This window comes from Mannheimia haemolytica (assembly GCA_900638155.1).
GTDB lineage: Bacteria > Pseudomonadota > Gammaproteobacteria > Enterobacterales > Pasteurellaceae > Mannheimia > Mannheimia glucosida.
Map to the genome: position 1 here is coordinate 558,458 of LR134495.1, position 16,319 is coordinate 574,776.

Annotated in this window: 14 protein-coding genes; 2 read left to right on the forward strand and 12 right to left on the reverse strand. The window is 44.5% G+C overall.

Going from position 1 to position 16,319, the window contains the following annotated elements; translation table 11 throughout:
• The first annotated feature begins 34 nt into the window (after positions 1–34).
• Both rsmB and trkA read left to right on the forward strand, forming a co-directional pair.
• Positions 35–1,381: a 16S rRNA (cytosine(967)-C(5))-methyltransferase RsmB gene (gene rsmB / locus EL242_RS02950; RefSeq protein WP_126301429.1), complete on the forward strand. Its 1,347-nt coding sequence runs from the start codon at positions 35–37 to the stop codon at positions 1,379–1,381.
• Positions 1,381–2,757, forward strand: coding sequence for a Trk system potassium transporter TrkA (gene trkA / locus EL242_RS02955; RefSeq protein ID WP_126301430.1), 1,377 nt, complete (start codon positions 1,381–1,383; stop codon positions 2,755–2,757). The genes rsmB and trkA overlap by 1 nt, the downstream gene beginning before the upstream one ends.
• A gap of 132 nt (positions 2,758–2,889) precedes the next feature.
• Here the strand turns inward: trkA and EL242_RS02960 are convergent, their stop codons facing one another.
• From EL242_RS02960 to EL242_RS03015, 12 genes are all read right to left on the reverse strand, one after another.
• Complete coding sequence (locus EL242_RS02960; RefSeq protein WP_126301431.1) at positions 2,890–3,537, reverse strand: YagU family protein; 648 nt, start codon at positions 3,535–3,537, stop codon at positions 2,890–2,892.
• A gap of 255 nt (positions 3,538–3,792) precedes the next feature.
• Positions 3,793–5,238, reverse strand: a complete 1,446-nt coding sequence (gene aldA / locus EL242_RS02965) for an aldehyde dehydrogenase (protein WP_126301432.1) — start codon at positions 5,236–5,238, stop codon at positions 3,793–3,795.
• Between the two features lie 264 nt (positions 5,239–5,502).
• Positions 5,503–6,654, reverse strand: a complete 1,152-nt coding sequence (gene fucO / locus EL242_RS02970) for a lactaldehyde reductase (protein WP_126301433.1) — start codon at positions 6,652–6,654, stop codon at positions 5,503–5,505.
• Between the two features lie 129 nt (positions 6,655–6,783).
• Positions 6,784–7,035 (reverse strand): PTS transporter subunit EIIB, encoded by a 252-nt coding sequence (locus EL242_RS02975; protein ID WP_021279689.1) that lies wholly within the window; start codon positions 7,033–7,035, stop codon positions 6,784–6,786.
• Between the two features lie 55 nt (positions 7,036–7,090).
• Positions 7,091–8,038, reverse strand: coding sequence for an ABC transporter substrate-binding protein (locus EL242_RS02980; protein ID WP_126301434.1), 948 nt, complete (start codon positions 8,036–8,038; stop codon positions 7,091–7,093).
• A gap of 23 nt (positions 8,039–8,061) precedes the next feature.
• Entirely contained in the window at positions 8,062–9,060 is a 999-nt protein-coding gene (locus EL242_RS02985) for an ABC transporter permease (protein WP_126301435.1), read from the reverse strand.
• Positions 9,057–10,586: a sugar ABC transporter ATP-binding protein gene (locus EL242_RS02990; RefSeq protein ID WP_126301436.1), complete on the reverse strand. Its 1,530-nt coding sequence runs from the start codon at positions 10,584–10,586 to the stop codon at positions 9,057–9,059. Before EL242_RS02990 ends, EL242_RS02985 begins: the two co-directional genes overlap by 4 nt.
• A 61-nt stretch (positions 10,587–10,647) precedes the next feature.
• On the reverse strand, positions 10,648–11,301 hold the full coding sequence (locus tag EL242_RS02995) for an L-fuculose-phosphate aldolase (protein WP_126301437.1): 654 nt from the start codon (positions 11,299–11,301) through the stop codon (positions 10,648–10,650).
• Between the two features lie 56 nt (positions 11,302–11,357).
• Positions 11,358–11,792 (reverse strand): L-fucose mutarotase, encoded by a 435-nt coding sequence (gene fucU / locus EL242_RS03000; RefSeq protein ID WP_126301438.1) that lies wholly within the window; start codon positions 11,790–11,792, stop codon positions 11,358–11,360.
• Between the two features lie 143 nt (positions 11,793–11,935).
• The gene (gene fucK, locus EL242_RS03005) at positions 11,936–13,369 is read right to left on the reverse strand and encodes an L-fuculokinase (protein WP_126301439.1); all 1,434 of its coding nucleotides are present in this window, start codon (positions 13,367–13,369) and stop codon (positions 11,936–11,938) included.
• Positions 13,370–13,556: 187 nt separating this feature from the next.
• Positions 13,557–15,323, reverse strand: coding sequence for an L-fucose isomerase (fucI, locus tag EL242_RS03010; protein WP_126301440.1), 1,767 nt, complete (start codon positions 15,321–15,323; stop codon positions 13,557–13,559).
• Between the two features lie 203 nt (positions 15,324–15,526).
• Positions 15,527–16,273, reverse strand: coding sequence for a DeoR/GlpR family DNA-binding transcription regulator (locus tag EL242_RS03015; RefSeq protein WP_126301441.1), 747 nt, complete (start codon positions 16,271–16,273; stop codon positions 15,527–15,529).
• Positions 16,274–16,319: the final 46 nt, after the last annotated feature.

A 16,319-nucleotide genomic window follows, 5' to 3' on the forward strand; every position in this document is an offset into this window, starting at 1 on the left:
CCGCATTCAGTTACAATAGTGCCATTCTGTCGGAATGGCATTTTTATTTATGAAAAAACAATCGTTCAAAGCACTTTCTTCTAGAGCAATAAGTGCAACCATTATTTTACAGGTGTTAGATCAAGGTAAATCACTTTCCACCTTGATTCCTGACGCTCAAAAACAGCTTGAACCAAAAGATTTACCCTTAGTGCAAGAAATCACCTTCGGAGTGTGCCGTGTGCTGCCTCGCTTGGAATCGATCATCAAATTATTAGTTGAAAAACCGCTGAAAGGCAAAACCCGTTTGGTGCATTGCTTACTGTTAGTGGGTTTATACCAACTGCTTTATATGCGAGTGCCGGCACACGCTGCGGTTGATGAGGTAGTGAATGCAACTAAAACGCTAAAATTGGATAGCTTCCGAGCCTTGACCAACGGTGTGCTACGCCGTTTTCTGCGAGAGCAAGAAGAAATCTTAGCGAAGGTAGATAAACATTGGCAGACGCTTCATCCTGAATGGTTGGTCAATAAACTTAAAAAAGCCTATCCGAACTGGCGAGAAATTGTTGAAGCAAACAACCAACGCCCGCCAATGTGGATTCGAGTCAATCAACAACATATCAAGACCAATGATTATGCGGTGTTGATTAGCAAGCTGGTTGAGCCTGAATTTGCAAAAAATTCAGCAAATCCGACCGCTTGCCTGCCAAACTGTGCCTTATTGCTGGAGAAAGCGGTAAATGTGAATCAACTGCCTCATTTCGAGCAAGGCTGGGCAACAGTGCAAGATGCTCACGCACAATGGTCGGCGGAGTTGCTTGGGGCAGAAAATGGTGAAACTATTTTAGATGCCTGTGCCGCACCGGGTGGCAAAACTACCCATATTTTAGAAAAAGCACCAAAGGCAAGCGTCATTGCATTGGATATTGAAGAGAGCCGTTTAAGCCGAGTGCGTGAAAACTTAGCCCGGCTTGGGCAAACCGCACGGGTGATTTGTGGCGATGCCTCCAAGCCTGAGGAATGGCTTGAAGAGGGCGTAATGTTCGACCGCATTTTACTCGATGCCCCTTGTTCCGCAACCGGCGTTATTCGCCGCCACCCCGATATTAAGTGGCTGCGTAAAGAGAGCGATATTGCAGAATTAGCCGAATTACAGGGCAAGATTCTTAAGGCATTATGGCAAAGGTTAAAGCCAAACGGCATTTTGTTGTATGCCACGTGTTCTGTTTTACCGCAAGAAAACAGCGAGCAAATTCAACGATTTTTGCAGACCACACCAAATGCAAAACAACTTGAAATTGATTTTAACGGCGAAAAAGTGTTAGAAAAACAGTTCTTCCCACAACCAAACGGTGGTGATGGTTTCTTCTACGCAAAACTACAAAAAGTGGCAGAGTAATGAAAGTAATTATTTTAGGGGCAGGACAAGTTGGCTCTACGCTGGCAGAAAATTTGGTGAGCGAAGACAATGATATTGTCTTAGTGGATAATGACCCAACTCGTTTAGACAAGCTCAAAGATAAACACGATTTACAAGTGATTCGGGGCGAATATGCTTCACCCCAAACCTTGCGTGATGCCGGTGCCGGTGATGCTGATCTATTAGTTGCTGTAACTAATAGTGATGAAGTGAATATGATCGCCTGCCAAATTGCTTACACTTTATTTAATGTGCCGACCAAAATTGCCCGTATTCGTAGTGCTGATTATGTGAGAGAACGGGAGCGATTGTTTAATGATGATGTATTGCCTATCGACCATATTATTGCCCCTGAAATTTTAGTCAAAGAAGATATTTTACGCCTTATTCACTATCCGGGGGCGTTGCAAATTACTCATTTTGCTGATGAGTTAGTCAGTATCGTGAATGTAAAAGCCTATTATGGTGGGCCTTTGGTTGGTTACCCGATTTCCGCCCTGCGTGATCATTTGCCGCATATTGATGCTCGGGTTGTCGCAATTTTCCGTCAAGACAAAGCGATTGTGCCACAAGGTTCAACTATTATTGAGGCGGGAGATGAAGTCTTTTTCATCTGTGCAACCCAACATATTCGAGCAGTAATGGGTGAACTACAACGGCTTGACCGCCCACACAAGCGGATTATGATTGTCGGTGGGGGGAGTATTGGTTCTTCGTTAGCTCGGGATTTAGAAGATCAGTATCGGGTAAAAATTATCGAACGCAATCCGGCTCGAGCTGAAAAATTGGCAGAAAAACTCTCTAAAACGATGGTGCTTACCGGTGATGCCTCCGATGAAGAGTTGCTGTTTGAGGAGCATATTGAGAATATTGATTTATTCCTTGCCGTCACCAGTGATGATGAAGCGAATATTATGTCCGCCCTGCTGGCAAAACGGCTTGGGGCGAAAAAAGTGATTATTTTAGTGCAACGCCCTGCCTATTTACACCTGATTCAAGGTGGCACTATTGATATTGCCATTTCCCCACAACAAGCTACTATTTCTGCTCTCGCTAGTTACGTTAGAAAAGGCGATATTTTACAAGTTTCTTCACTCAAACTTGGGGTTGCAGGAGCGGTAGAAATTATCGCTCACGGCGATGAAACCACTTCAAAAGTGGTTGGACGACAAATCCGTGAATTAAAACTACCGCAAGGGGCAATTGTTGGGGCGGTGGTGCGAGGCGAAGAAGTTATTATCGCTCACAAATCCACTATGATTGCAGAAAATGACCGTGTGATTATTTTTGTGAACGATAAGAAACAGATCGATGAAATTGAAAAACTGTTCCAACTTGGTGTGTTTTTCTTATAAAGCCAAGCTACGCATTGCTACACGAAACAATGTGCTTTTTGTTTGGTAAATTTTCACGAAAATTTGGCCGCTTGTAAAATAAGAAAGCCGCAACGTGATTGCGGCTTTTGTATAAATCGAGCTAATTTTAAATTAACGGAACGGTTGATCTAACGGCACTTCGGCATCAGGTTCACCTGTAATACGGTTACGTAAATCGCGACGAATCACCTCAATGGTCCAGAACCAGAAAATATGACCAACTAATTCAGAAATGTGTTCATATAACGGCCATTCAGCAACCGGTGGTGTTAAACCTAATGCCGGGAAGGTGATGTAGTGAACACAAATATTAGCGATGATACCGGCACCAATGCCTTGCCAGAATTTAATTTTTGGGAAGATTTCCGCCACAATGCAGTAACCAATCGCAAAAACTAACGAGAAAATCATATGGGTTACGCCAATCCAGTTGAACGCGTGGTCAGCAAAGGTAAATGCTGCTTCAGTTGGATCGATACCAATATAATCACGTAAGAAAACGTGTGGTGGGTTTAAAAATGCACGTGAACATTCTTGTAATGCGATGGTTTTGGCAGCCACTTGGTCTGCTGCGGCATTCATTGCATCTAACACCGGTTGCGGGCAAGCAGCGGTAAATAGATCAATCGGACTACGAGGTGGGAAAGGATGTTCTGCCCCCCATTTTACGAATGCTGAAATAATACCGGCAATAATCCCGATAAATACAGCTAGCCCATAACGACGGCGGTTTGGATTGGTTTGTTGGAAAATACTCATAATGAAAATCCTAATTTGAGTGATAATTGTGTCGTGTTAATCAAGCCATTTTATGGAATGTGATTTCAAAAAAGGCTAATGTCATTCTGCACCCAATTAATTTAAATTGCAAATTAATCAGCCAAAAAGAGTTAACTATAAATAATTATTAAACATTTACTTAACATTAGAATCTTTTTGTTTGCAATTTTGATACAAGCTTAACCTAAAAGAAAACTCCCGCTTATTTTGATAAGTGGGAGTTTTTAGAAGAATCTATACTTTATCATCAAATTGCAGATAAACCACCTGAGTTTGTAGGTATTCCTCTAAGCCGTGCTTACCGTCAGCACCGCCAATACCCGATTTACGCCAACCGGCGTGGTAGCCTTGCATTGCTTCAAAGTTTTCACGGTTTACATAAGTTTCTCCGAATTTTAAGCGGGAAATTACTTTCATCGCTTTATTGATATTTTGCGTGTAAACCGAAGAGGTTAAGCCATATTCACAATCATTGGCTAAGCGAATCGCTTCATCAATGGTATCAAATGTCGCAACCGGAATGACCGGCCCAAAAATTTCGTGCCGCATAATATCCATAGAGTTATCTACATTGTCGATAATAGTTGGCTCAAAGTAGTAGCCTGTTCCTTCAACCACCTTACCGCCTAATACCAGATTACCTCCTTGATGCAGTGCGTGTGTCACCATTTCCTGCACTTTATGCAAGCCTTTTTCATTCACCATCGGTCCCATATCAATGTCTTGTTGTTCTAATGGATTACCATATTTCACCGCTTGCATTTTCTCTACCAATTTTTGGACAAATTGCTCTTTAATTGAACTCTGTACATAAATGCGTTCTGCACAGTTACAAACCTGCCCTGAATTGATGACTCGAGAATTGACAACGGCGGTTGCGGCAAGCTCAAGATCTGCATCGTCTAATACGATAGCTGGGGCTTTGCCCCCTAATTCTAAATTGACTTTAATGATATTCTTGCTGGCGGCTTCCATCACTTTTTGTCCGGCAAACTGGCTACCGGTAAAGGAAACCATACCGATTTTTTCATTGCCTGAAAGTTCTGGCCCGACTTCATTGCCATAGCCGGTGACGACATTAAATACCCCCTTAGGTAAACCGACTTGATGCACGATTTCTGAAAAGAGAATGGCATTATTAGGGGCATCTTCACTTGGTTTAATCACAATGGTATTACCTGTTACTAATGCCGGAGCTGCTTTACGGGCAATGAGGAAGAACGGGAAGTTCCACGGTAAAATGCCGGTGGTGACACCAATCGCTTTTTTATATAAGAAAATATGTTCATTTGGGCGATCACTTTGAATAATTTCCCCTTCATAACGTCTCGCCCATTCTGCCATATAGTCTAAGTAATCGGCGGTAAAATGTACCTCAACGGTCGCTAATGACAGGGTTTTCCCCATTTCTTCGGAAATGGTGCGAGCAATTTCATCGGCACGCTCACGAATCCCAACGGCGATTTGACGTAAATATTTTCCTCGTTCAATGGCTGGTAAACGTTCCCAAGCTTCTTGGGCGGCTTCAGCAGCATCGATTGCGATTTTGGCGTCATCAGCTCCGCCACGAGGGACTTCGGAGATAGCTTTTTCGGTGGCAGGGTTATAGACTGCTAAAGTGCGGCCATCTAACGCAGGCACAAATTCACCATTAATATACATTTGATATTGTTTCACCATGAGTTGCTCCTTTTTTATCCATAGTGGAAGTTGATGACTATCATTCGGTAACTAAACCGCCTTTGCAAACAAATTGTTTTATTTTTGTTAATTTATAGATATAAATGTGAACAAAATCACATTTCTTTGCGATAAAAAAGCAACAAAAATGCCCGATTTTTCCATAAATATGAAAAATCGGGCATTATGACTATCAGTGTTTTTTAACAGAAATTGCAAATTTTTATAAAAAAATCACCGCTTACCTATATTAATAAGATAGCTCTAGTATGCGATTCGATATACCTCCAACAACTCCTCAGCGGTACAATCTCTTGGGTTGCCACCGGTGCAGACATCATTAAAGGCATCGACCGATAATGCCGGTAAATCGGCTTCTTTGACGCCGATTTGATGTAGTTTTGGCGGAATGCCGACATCTTGTGAAAGCTGTTGTACAGCGGCAATAGCAGCATTGCGGTACTCTTCTTGGCTCATTTCATCTACGCCTTTCACCCCCATTGCTCGGGCGATTTCACGGTATTTTTCGCCGGTGTAATTTTTATTAAATTCCATTACATACGGCAGTAATACCGCATTGGCAATGCCGTGCGGGGTGTCGTAATAGGCGGAAAGCGGATGTGCCATACTGTGTACTACGCCAAGGCCGACGTTGGAGAAACCCATTCCTGCCACATATTGTCCTAATGCCATCGCTTCGACATCTTTCGGGTTTTTCTCCACTGCACCACGCAATGAACGACCGATCAGCTCAATCGCTTTCAGATGTAAGGCATCGGTTAATTCCCACGCAGCTTTGGTAATGTAACCTTCAATGGCATGGGTGAGGGCGTCCATACCGGTTGCGGCAGCCAAGCTTTTTGGCATAGATTCCATCATATCCGGATCGACTAACGCCACTGCTGGTACATCGTGAACGTCCACGCACACAAATTTGCGTTTTTTCTCTTCATCGGTAATCACATAGTTAATAGTGACTTCTGCTGCCGTACCTGCTGTGGTTGGAATGGCGATAATCGGCACACATTTTTGGTGGGTTGGAGCGACTCCTTCTAGTGAAAGGACATCGCTAAATTCAGGATTATTGATGATGATACCAATTGCTTTGGCACTATCAATCGGTGAGCCGCCACCAATCGCAATTAAATAATCGGCACCGGAGGTTTTAAATTTGGCTACCCCAGCCTTGATTACATCGACTGCCGGATTGGCTTTTACCTCATCGAAAATCTCATAAGGCAAGCCTGCGGCATCAAGCAAGGCGGTAACTTTTTGGGCAACGTTAAATTTGATCAGGTCTTTGTCTGTTACCACAAGGGCTTTTTTGAAACTCCGACTAGTCACTTCGTGAACAATGTTTTGGATTGCACCTTTGCCGTGGTAACTGGTTTCATTGAGGATAAGACGATTTGCCATACTATTTTCCTTCTTAAAAGTTAAACAATTCGATTAACTTGCAAGCGGTCAAATTACGTCATTTTTTTGCAAAGTTTGATAAAAATTTCACCGCTTGTTGCGATTCTTTTGTTGTGAGTGTGCTTAGGGCTAAATATTCAAAATACGTTTGATTTCATCACGGTAGGCTTCGGCATCGCTACCAAAAATAGATTGAATCACCGCACCGGAGGTCACAACGCCTAACGCACCGACAGATTTAATTTTATCCCATTCTACAATGTCGGTATTTTTCACCTCCACCCGTAAGCGGGTAATGCAGGCGTAAACATCGACAATATTTTCTCGACCGCCAAGTGCGGCAATCACCACTAAGGCTTTATCGGTAAGGGTATTTGACATATTGGCTTCCTTTCGGCTGAAAGGGTGGGCAACCCCACCCCGTTTAACTTGAATGTTAGTAAAGAACACCTTTCGCTTCTTCGCTATCAATGTTTTCTTTCGTGACATAAACCACCCCGGTATCAATCACTTTTTCGACTTTCTCGCCTTTAATCAGCTTGCCGATGGTGTCCACGCCTTTATAGCCCATTTGGTAGGAAGATTGCACCACGATGCCGTCTAGTGTTCCGTCACGCACGAAGTTTTGTAGGTCGGAGTTTCCATCAAAGCCCACCGCCACAATTTTGCCGGCAAAGCCTTTTTGTTTCACCGCTCGTGCCATTCCTACCGCAGTCGGTTCGTTCGCCCCGAAGATCGCTGTAAGATCAGGGTTAGAACCTAACACGTCTTCGGTTTGGTTTAACGCTTTGGTCATATCCGAATCGGAGTAGTACGGGCCGACCAGTTTGTAATCGGCTTTCGCTTTGATTTCGTCAATAAAACCACCGGTACGCTCAATCGCAGAAGCTGCCCCTTGGGTAAAGCTCATTACCGCCACTTTGCCGCCTTTGACTTTGGCAAGCAGTTTTTCCGCCGCTAATTTACCTGCCGCACGGTTGTCGGTGGCAAGGAAAGATTGGTAGTATTTGCCGTCACTGTTGATGCCGGAATCGATAAGCACCACCGGAATGCCACTCTCGTAAGCTTTTTTCACTGCCGGCACTAATGCTACCGGGTCTGAGGCGGCCAGTACGATGCCTGCCACACCACGGTTTACGGCGTTGTCCACCATATTCACTTGGGCGTCAATCGCTGTTTCGGCTTCCGGCCCTTGGAAGGTGACTTTGTATTGTCCTCCAATATCTTTGCCGGCAGTTTCAGCCCCTTTACGCACGTTTTGCCAGAAGGTAGAGTTGGCAGATTTCACAATCACAGCGATTTCATCAGATTTTGCCATTGCACTGCCTGCAAATAAGGTCGATAAACCAAAGAGGGTCGCAGTAAATAATGCTGATTTTTTCATTTTAATTCTCCTTTAAGAGTGGATTATTTTTTACCGGCTTTTTTGGATTGGCGGAGCTGGTCGAGAGAGACCGCCACGATAATCACAAGTCCGATGACAATCATTTGAACAAATGAAGAAACGCCATTCATATTCAAACCATTACGGAGTACCCCGATAATGAATGACCCGATGAGTGTGCCGGGGATAGTACCCACACCGCCCATAAGCGATGTGCCACCCACCACAGCACTGGCAATCGCATCCAGCTCGTAAGAGACCCCACCGTTTGGCTGGGCGGTGACGAGACGGGAAGCGAGGATAACGCCAGTTAAACCAGAGAGTAAACCGCTGGCAACATAGGCATAAATTTTGACGAGATTGGTTTTAATACCGGATAAGCGAGCGGCTTCTTCGTTCGAACCAATCGCATATAAATAGCGTCCGACTTTCAGTTTGGAGAGAGCGAAAGTGAACAGTATGGTGATGAAGATCATAATGATGACAGGGTATGGAATACCGGCAAACACCACTTTCGGCAAGCCGTTTGCCCCTTCTTCTACAATCTTAAACAACGCACCGTTACCAAGATTAGCGAAGGATTCTGGCATTCCGGAAACCGGTGCGGCATTGGTAACATACAGTGCCAAACCACGGGCAACCATCATCATTCCAAGGGTGGCAATAAACGGAGGCAGCTTCATTCGGGTGACTAAAATGCCGTTGATTAAGCCACAAATACCGCCGACCAAAATCCCCAAAATCATACCGAGCGGCACTGGCACACCAGCATTCACAATCATCGCTGCCGCCACACCGGAGAGTGCCACCACCGAACCGGTACTTAAATCAATCCCGCCGGTTAAGATCACACAGGTTGCCCCGATACCGATTAACGCAATGGTAGAGGTTTGTAGTCCTACCGTCATAATGTTGTTGGAGGTAAAGAAGTATTCATTGGTTACGCTAAAAAAGATGATTAATAATACTAAGCCAGCTAATGCGGCCATTTTGCGTAACATTTCTTTTTGTTTTTCATTCATTTTTCCACCCCATATTCACGAGCAAACATATTTTTAACACCGGTTGCATAATGCATAATTTCTTCTTGATTGGTTTTTTTCGTCTCAAGCATCCCTGTCATTCTGCCTTCACGCATCACAATGATACGGTCGGAAACCCCTAACACTTCAGGTAATTCGGAGGAGATGACGATAACGCCTACACCATTGGCAGCAAGTTCATCGAGCAGTTGGTAGATGGCATATTTTGCCCCCACATCAATCCCTCGAGTCGGCTCATCAAAAATCATCACTTTTGCTTCACGGAATAACCATTTCCCAATCACCACTTTTTGTTGGTTGCCCCCACTTAAATTTTGCACTTTCTGTTCAATGGTCGGGGTTTTGATCTCCATTTTGTCAATGAAGGTTTTTGAGGCTTTTTCTTCTTCCTCATAAGAAATCACGCCCATCGCATTGGCAACTTTATCCATAGAAGCCATCGTAATGTTTTCACGAATCGACATTCTTACCGCAACACCATTGAGCTTGCGGTCTTCCGACAAATAGGCAATGCCGGCTTTAATAGCATCACTTGGATCTTTAATGCTGACTTTGTGGTCGTGGACAAAAATCTCGCCACCGTCAAGCGGGTCTGCTCCAAAGATAGCTCGAGCCAGTTCGGTGCGTTTTGCTCCCACCAAGCCGGTAATGCCGAGAATTTCCCCTTTACGTAAGTCAAAGTTCAATGGCTCAAACACGCCCTTACGTTCGGCATTCATAATGGAGAGAATGATGTCGTTTGTGACTACAGCTGTTTTGGGCGGGAAGTGGTTATCTAATGAACGTCCTACCATTTTGGTAATGATTTCGTCCATTGTGATTTCATTGAATTTATGGTTAGAGACATAAGTGCCGTCACGGAAAATCGTAATATGGTTACAGATGCGTTTTAGCTCTTCCATACGGTGAGAGATATAGACAATGCTCACCCCTTTGGCACGCAATCTATCGACTAACTCAAACAATTTATCAATCTCTTTTTCGGTCAGGGCAGAGGTAGGTTCGTCCATAATCAACACTTCCACATCAAATGAAAGGGCTTTGGCAATTTCTACCATCTGTTGTTTTGCCACCGACAACATTCTCACTTCATCGTTTGGATCAACATCAATCTCAAAGAAATTCAGCAATTTAGCCGATTCTTCCACCATTTTGTCTTTATCCACTAAACCGTGTTTGAGTGGCTCACGGGCGAAGAAAATATTCTCTGCCACCGTTAAATGGGGAATGAGGTTCAGTTCTTGGAAAATCATACTAATGCCCGCTTTTTGTGCCTCTAATACCGACTCAAAGCGAACAGGCTGACCTTTATATATGATTTCACCTTCATCGGCTTGATATACGCCCAGCAAGCATTTCATCAAGGTGGATTTACCTGCACCATTTTCGCCCATTAATGCGTGAACTTCGCCCTTACGCAGCGTAAGCTCAACACCTTTTAACGCATTGACCCCCGCAAAGGATTTACTGATGTTTTTCATCGTGAGTATTACTTCATTTTGCATACTGCACTCCGTTTGTAAAAATTTTAAGAAATATCACCGCTTGTATGTTATTTATGGCAGGCTATTGTTCGCCTTCCACCCAAGAACCGTAGGATTTAAATTTTTCTAATACGATATCCATTTGTGCTTTATCTAAGGTTGGAATTGTTTTTCCGCTTGCCAATAGTTTCAAATACCACTCAGCAATCACTTCCACCTCGTGGGCGATGCCTAGGGCTTTTTCGAGGGTTTTATCTGCGGTGATTAAGCCGTGGTGAGCGAGTAAAATTGCTTTGCTGTGTTTAATGCCTTCACGCACATAGTTAGCTAATTGGTGAGTGCCAAAAGGGGCATAAGGTACACAAGGAATGTGATTAGTGCCGGTGCAGGCGATCATATAGTGAATGGCAGGGATAGGTTCGCCTAAAATAGACACTGCGGCACAGTTTTTTGCGTGGTTGTGAACTACCGCATTGAGTTCCGGGCGAGCTTCATACACTGCTAAATGGAATTGCCATTCGCTTGAAGGCAGTTTGCCCCCTTCGTGTTTGCCGTTGGCATTGACGAAAACAATCGAATCTTCCGTCATTTCTTCATAAGGTGTGCCGGTTGGGGTAATCAGCATACCGTCTTGGTAACGTACACTCACATTCCCTGCCGTGCCTTGGTTTAACCCGAGTCGGGTCATTTCCAAGCAGGTGTCGATAATTTGTCTTGAGAGTTGCTGTCTATTCATATTGGATTCCTTTAATTTGTAAAAAATTTTGCTTTTTTGAGTGCTTGTAAGGGGCGTTAAAGTATCGGCGTGACGCCCTTTTTGATAATAATATTGCCGTATTTGGCAAGTTCGCCTGTAATGACAACGGCATAAGCGGTTTTGGCTCTCTCGTAGAAAGCAAAGCGTTCAACACGTTCTACTTTCGGGGCTGAGCCAATAACGTTTTTAATCGCATTGAGATAACGCTCTTCAACGGTTGGATCGAGCGTATCGCCCGGTACGGCTTGCATCATCGCCAGTGGGGCTTCAACGTATTGGTCAAATTCAAACAGGGCAGAAATGCCTTCTAATAAGGTGGCGACACTTAAACCGTCTGCTCGAATCACCTTTGAATGGAGAGAATGGGCAGGGAAGTGAGCATCAGAAAGTACTAACTCATCGCCGTGTCCCATTTCGGCTAAGATTTTTAATAATTCAGGTGAAATTGCCGGATGAATACCTTTTAACATTTTGAACTCCTTTTTTACCCCTCTCCCTGATTTAAGGTTCTGAACGAATCTCAAATCTGTCCCTCTCCCACAAGGGGTCTTCCTCAGTGGGAGAGAGACCGCTTGTTAAGCATTCAGCGAAACAAGCAGAGAGAGGGGAAACACTATCTATAAAATTGGCTATTTGATGATGGATTGACCCGTTTTACATTGGGCTTCATTGCTTGTTGAGCCGCATTCGGGCTTTCAAAAATGCCGGCTCCGGCAAAGGTGAACATTGCCGCACCTAATACCGTACTTTCCGGGAAATCCACCACATCAATCGGGCGGTTTAGCACATCGGCACGGATTTGGTTCCATAACGCATTTTTAGAGCCTCCACCTACGCAAATCAGGCTTTCTGCATTAAAGTGACCGACTTGTTCCAGCACCTCTAATCCGGCTTTTAATTGATATGCCATATATTCCAAAGCAGCACGGTAAATTTCTGCACGGGAGCTGTGCATTGACAGCCCGATAATCGAGCCGGTTTGACCGGTAGTGCCGTCAAAATTACCGACTAATTTCACGCCGTTCGCCCCTGCCGGCACGGCTTGTGCTTCTTCGATCATTGTGCGGTAATAGTCGGGCGTATTGGCAACGTCAGCAAAGAAGCGTTTGCCAAACCATTCCACTACTCCAGAGGCGACCCATTGCACACCCGGGTTGAAGTAGCCCGATTGGCTGTCAAACTCAATGGTTAAGCCGTGTTGTACAAATTGCCATTCGGGTTTCGCTCGTGGAGTGCGAGCCATTAAAATTTCCCAAGTGCCGGAGCTTAAAACCGGTTGGTTGTAGCCTGCACCGGAGCCGAAAATCGCAAATTGGGTATCGTGTCCGCAAGAAATCACGGGAATTTGACCGCTTACACCGAAGGTTTCGGCAAGTTCCGGCGTTAAGTAACCCACCACTTCACCGGCACTTTTCATCGGTGGGAAATGGCTTTCGTTTAACCCCAGCAGTGCCAGCACCTCGCTATCCCAATGGTCGTTTTCAATATTGGTCATCATTGAGGTGCCTGCCATTGTGCGGTCGGTGCTTTGTACGCCGGTTAAACGGTAGGTCAAGATAGAGGAAATAAACAAGAAACTGGAAGCTTGTTGATAAATTTCCGGTTTGTTTTCTTTCAACCACAATAATTTAAACAGCGTGTTAAAGCTGTAATGCCCGACCCCGTTGCGGCGATAGAGTGCTTCTACATCAAGATAGTTGGAGAGGTTTTCCATCATCGGCAAGGTTCTCGGGCATTTCCACGAAATAATCGGATAGAGTGGTTTGCCGTGTTGATCGAATAAGGTGCCGTCCACCCCAAAGGTAGTAACGGAAATGCCGACAATCTCTTTCCGTTGTTGTGCGGAAAGTTGAGCCAGTGTGTTGGCGGCACAGGTCATTAATTTCGACCAAATTTCCTCAATATCCCAAATATGGAACTCGGGATTTTCCGCATCAGGCTGCGTGTTATTCGGTAAGTGATGTGCCGCCACAATTTCACTCGCTTGATTAATCGCAATCGTACGGAGGTTGGTGGCACCACAGTCGAAAATAAGAGAAATTGGCATTGTTATCTCCTTTACTTATCCTAATATCTCCCTTTTAGAGAGATAGATTAAATTGCGTTTAGCAATTTAATCAGAGAGAGGGATTTGTAAATTTTGAGAGAAAAGCGACCGCTTGTAGCCCTCTCCCTGCCATTCAATTCTGAACGAATTGCTTGGCTGTCCCTCTCCCACAAGGGGTGATTGTGTATTATTTATATAATGGTCCGAAGTTAGCACAAGCACGGTAGTCTTGACCTTCTTTGTCTTGACCGAAACCGTTCCACGCACTTGGGCGGAATACGTCTTTATCTTCCACATTGTGCATACAAACCGGAATGCGGAGCATTGAGGCGAGGGTAATTAAGTCTGCCCCAACGTGTCCGAAGGTTGCCACACAGTGGTTTGCACCCCAGTTCGCCATTACGCTATACACATCGGTAAATGCGCCTTTTTCGGTTAAGCGAGGTACGAACCAAGTGGTCGGCCAGGTTTCATTGGTGCGTTTGTTTAAAATGTCGTGTACATTTTCCGGCAAGTCGATAGACCAACCTTCGGCAATTTGTAATACCGGCCCGATACCTTTGATCAGGTTGATACGGTGCATCGTAAACGGCATTCCACCTTTGGTTAAGAATTGGGAAGATAAGCCACCACCACGGAAATATTCGTGAACCGCCGGACACCAACGGGTGTGTTCTAAACAGCGTTTTCCGTCTTCTTCGGTCACTTCCCAAGCCGGTTTAATAGTTGGTTTGCCTGCTCTATCGGTATGCTGACCTGTGCCGTCTAACGCTGCAGAGCCGGAGTTGATTAAGTGGATAAAACCGCTTTCCGGTCGCCAGCCGGTAACACGTTCCACCGAGTCTTCGCTCCAATAGGTTCGTACATCGGCAAAAATTTGTGCCTGACCGGTTAATAAGTTACCGAACAACATATTCACGCCGTTTAAGCTATCGTTTTCGGTTGCCATAATGTATGGGGCTCGAACGCCGTTCCAGTCATAGGTGGAATTGAGGGTGGCTTCCATAAAATCGCCGTTTGGCAAATGGTCTGTCCATTGGCGTTGCCCTTGGAAACCGGCGGCAATCGCATTATGCCCTAAGGCTTCTTCACCATAGCCTAGCTCTGCTAAGCGTGGATTACCTACCATTAAATCACGGGCAATAATGGTCATTTTCACCACGTCTTCCCAGAGTTTTTCACGCTCTTCCGGGCTGCGTTGATTTTCCGGTGCGTTGACATCAATGCCTTCTTTGCAATAGGTTTTCACCCAGCTCATTGCTAATTTAAATTCTTCGGCATCGTAAATATGGCGATCTAAACGGCGTTTAATTTCGGTCATATCCACATATTCGTTACGCATACCCAAATATTCTTGGAAGAATTGTTGGTTTACGATAGAACCGGCAATACCCATTGAAACAGAGCCGATAGATAAATATGATTTTCCTCGTAAGGTTGCCACTGCTAAGCCGGCACGGGCAAAGCGGAGTAATTTTTCACGCACATCGTTTGGAATCGATTGATCGTCCGCTTCTTGCACTTCCGTCCCGTAAATCGAGAATGCCGGCAAGCCAAGTTGGCTATGACCTGCAAGAGATGCTGCTAAATAGACCGCTCCCGGGCGTTCGGTGCCGTTAAAGCCCCAAATCGCTTTCGGCATATGCGGGTCCATATCAATGGTTTCAGAACCGTAACACCAGCAAGGGGTTACGGTAATCACTGCACCTACATTTTCACGCTTAAATTTTTCTGCACAGGCAGCGGCTTCGGCAACACCGCCGATGGTGGTATCGGCAATCACACACTCCACAAACTCACCGTTTGGATGGCGGATTTCTGATTGCAATAAATTCGCTACGGCTTTCGCCATATTCATTGTTTGTTCTTCAAGGGATTCACGTACCCCTAAACGGCGACCGTCAATCGTTGGGCGGATACCAATTTTTACTGGAGTTGATTTGAGTGTTGTCATAGCAGGTTCTCCTGATTGGTTAAAAAATTTGCTTGCGGAATTTATTATGCATACGCAATAAGCGTTATGAATAAAAATGCGAAATTAGTTTAAAAATTGTGAATATGATCACAAAAATGAGGTGTTTATTCAGAAAACTAATGAAAAAAGAATGCCCGATTTTGTCTTTTTTCTAACAAATCGGGCATATTCACCGGGTAAAATTAAAGAATGAGCTGAATGTGGTTCTCTAAGCAATAGCGTTGGAGTGTATTAGAGGGCATTTGATTAACAAATAGTTTATCAATACAAGACAGTGCTTCCATCTGGATTAAATCTTTACGATCAAACTTGCTATGGTCAACCAATAGAAAGACTTGTTTGCTGTTTGCGATCAGTTTCCGTTTAAATGAGATATTAATTTCATTCGATTCCCAAATCGAATAGTCTGCAATCCCCGTACAAGAAATGATAGCAATATCAATTTTTAAGCGAGACAGAAGTTGTTCTGAAAGTGGGCCATAAAACGCATCATATTTTTCCAAATAAATTCCGCCGGTAGCAATGGTTTTAATATGCGGTTTTTGGGAAAGGCTACGAATAATCCGCATAGAACTACTCACCACCGTACAAGGGATATTGGGAAGCCGTTGAGCAACGTGCCAAGAGGTAGAACTTGCATCAAGTGCAATAACCGCTTCCGGCGGAAGATGTAGCAGAACATTCTCGGCAATATTGCGTTTTGCATCGCTATTGGTGCGTAACCGAGTGCTAAATGAACGCCCAATATCTTTTTTCTTGTGGCTTACCGCTCCACCGTGTGTGCGGTGTAAAAGCCCGTTTTTATCTAACTTGTTTAAATCACGCCGAATGGTTTCAAGTGAAACCGCACAATGTTCTGCCAACTCTTGTACGCCGGCTTCATCAAATTGTTCCAAATAAGCGATGATTTGATTATGTCGTTGCTGCATACACTTTCCTTAGTCAATTTTTGCCTAAATTTAACCGCTTGTAGCG

What these genes read in the sequence shown, in the direction of transcription:
- rsmB (WP_126301429.1), top strand. Translation starts at nt 35, where the DNA reads ATGGCATTTTTATTTATGAAAAAACAATCGTTCAAAGCACTTTCTTCT.
- trkA (WP_126301430.1), top strand. Translation starts at nt 1,381, where the DNA reads ATGAAAGTAATTATTTTAGGGGCAGGACAAGTTGGCTCTACGCTGGCA.
- EL242_RS02960 (WP_126301431.1), bottom strand. Translation starts at nt 3,537, where the DNA reads ATGAGTATTTTCCAACAAACCAATCCAAACCGCCGTCGTTATGGGCTA.
- aldA (WP_126301432.1), bottom strand. Translation starts at nt 5,238, where the DNA reads ATGGTGAAACAATATCAAATGTATATTAATGGTGAATTTGTGCCTGCG.
- fucO (WP_126301433.1), bottom strand. Translation starts at nt 6,654, where the DNA reads ATGGCAAATCGTCTTATCCTCAATGAAACCAGTTACCACGGCAAAGGT.
- EL242_RS02975 (WP_021279689.1), bottom strand. Translation starts at nt 7,035, where the DNA reads ATGTCAAATACCCTTACCGATAAAGCCTTAGTGGTGATTGCCGCACTT.
- EL242_RS02980 (WP_126301434.1), bottom strand. Translation starts at nt 8,038, where the DNA reads ATGAAAAAATCAGCATTATTTACTGCGACCCTCTTTGGTTTATCGACC.
- EL242_RS02985 (WP_126301435.1), bottom strand. Translation starts at nt 9,060, where the DNA reads ATGAATGAAAAACAAAAAGAAATGTTACGCAAAATGGCCGCATTAGCT.
- EL242_RS02990 (WP_126301436.1), bottom strand. Translation starts at nt 10,586, where the DNA reads ATGCAAAATGAAGTAATACTCACGATGAAAAACATCAGTAAATCCTTT.
- EL242_RS02995 (WP_126301437.1), bottom strand. Translation starts at nt 11,301, where the DNA reads ATGAATAGACAGCAACTCTCAAGACAAATTATCGACACCTGCTTGGAA.
- fucU (WP_126301438.1), bottom strand. Translation starts at nt 11,792, where the DNA reads ATGTTAAAAGGTATTCATCCGGCAATTTCACCTGAATTATTAAAAATC.
- fucK (WP_126301439.1), bottom strand. Translation starts at nt 13,369, where the DNA reads ATGCCAATTTCTCTTATTTTCGACTGTGGTGCCACCAACCTCCGTACG.
- fucI (WP_126301440.1), bottom strand. Translation starts at nt 15,323, where the DNA reads ATGACAACACTCAAATCAACTCCAGTAAAAATTGGTATCCGCCCAACG.
- EL242_RS03015 (WP_126301441.1), bottom strand. Translation starts at nt 16,273, where the DNA reads ATGCAGCAACGACATAATCAAATCATCGCTTATTTGGAACAATTTGAT.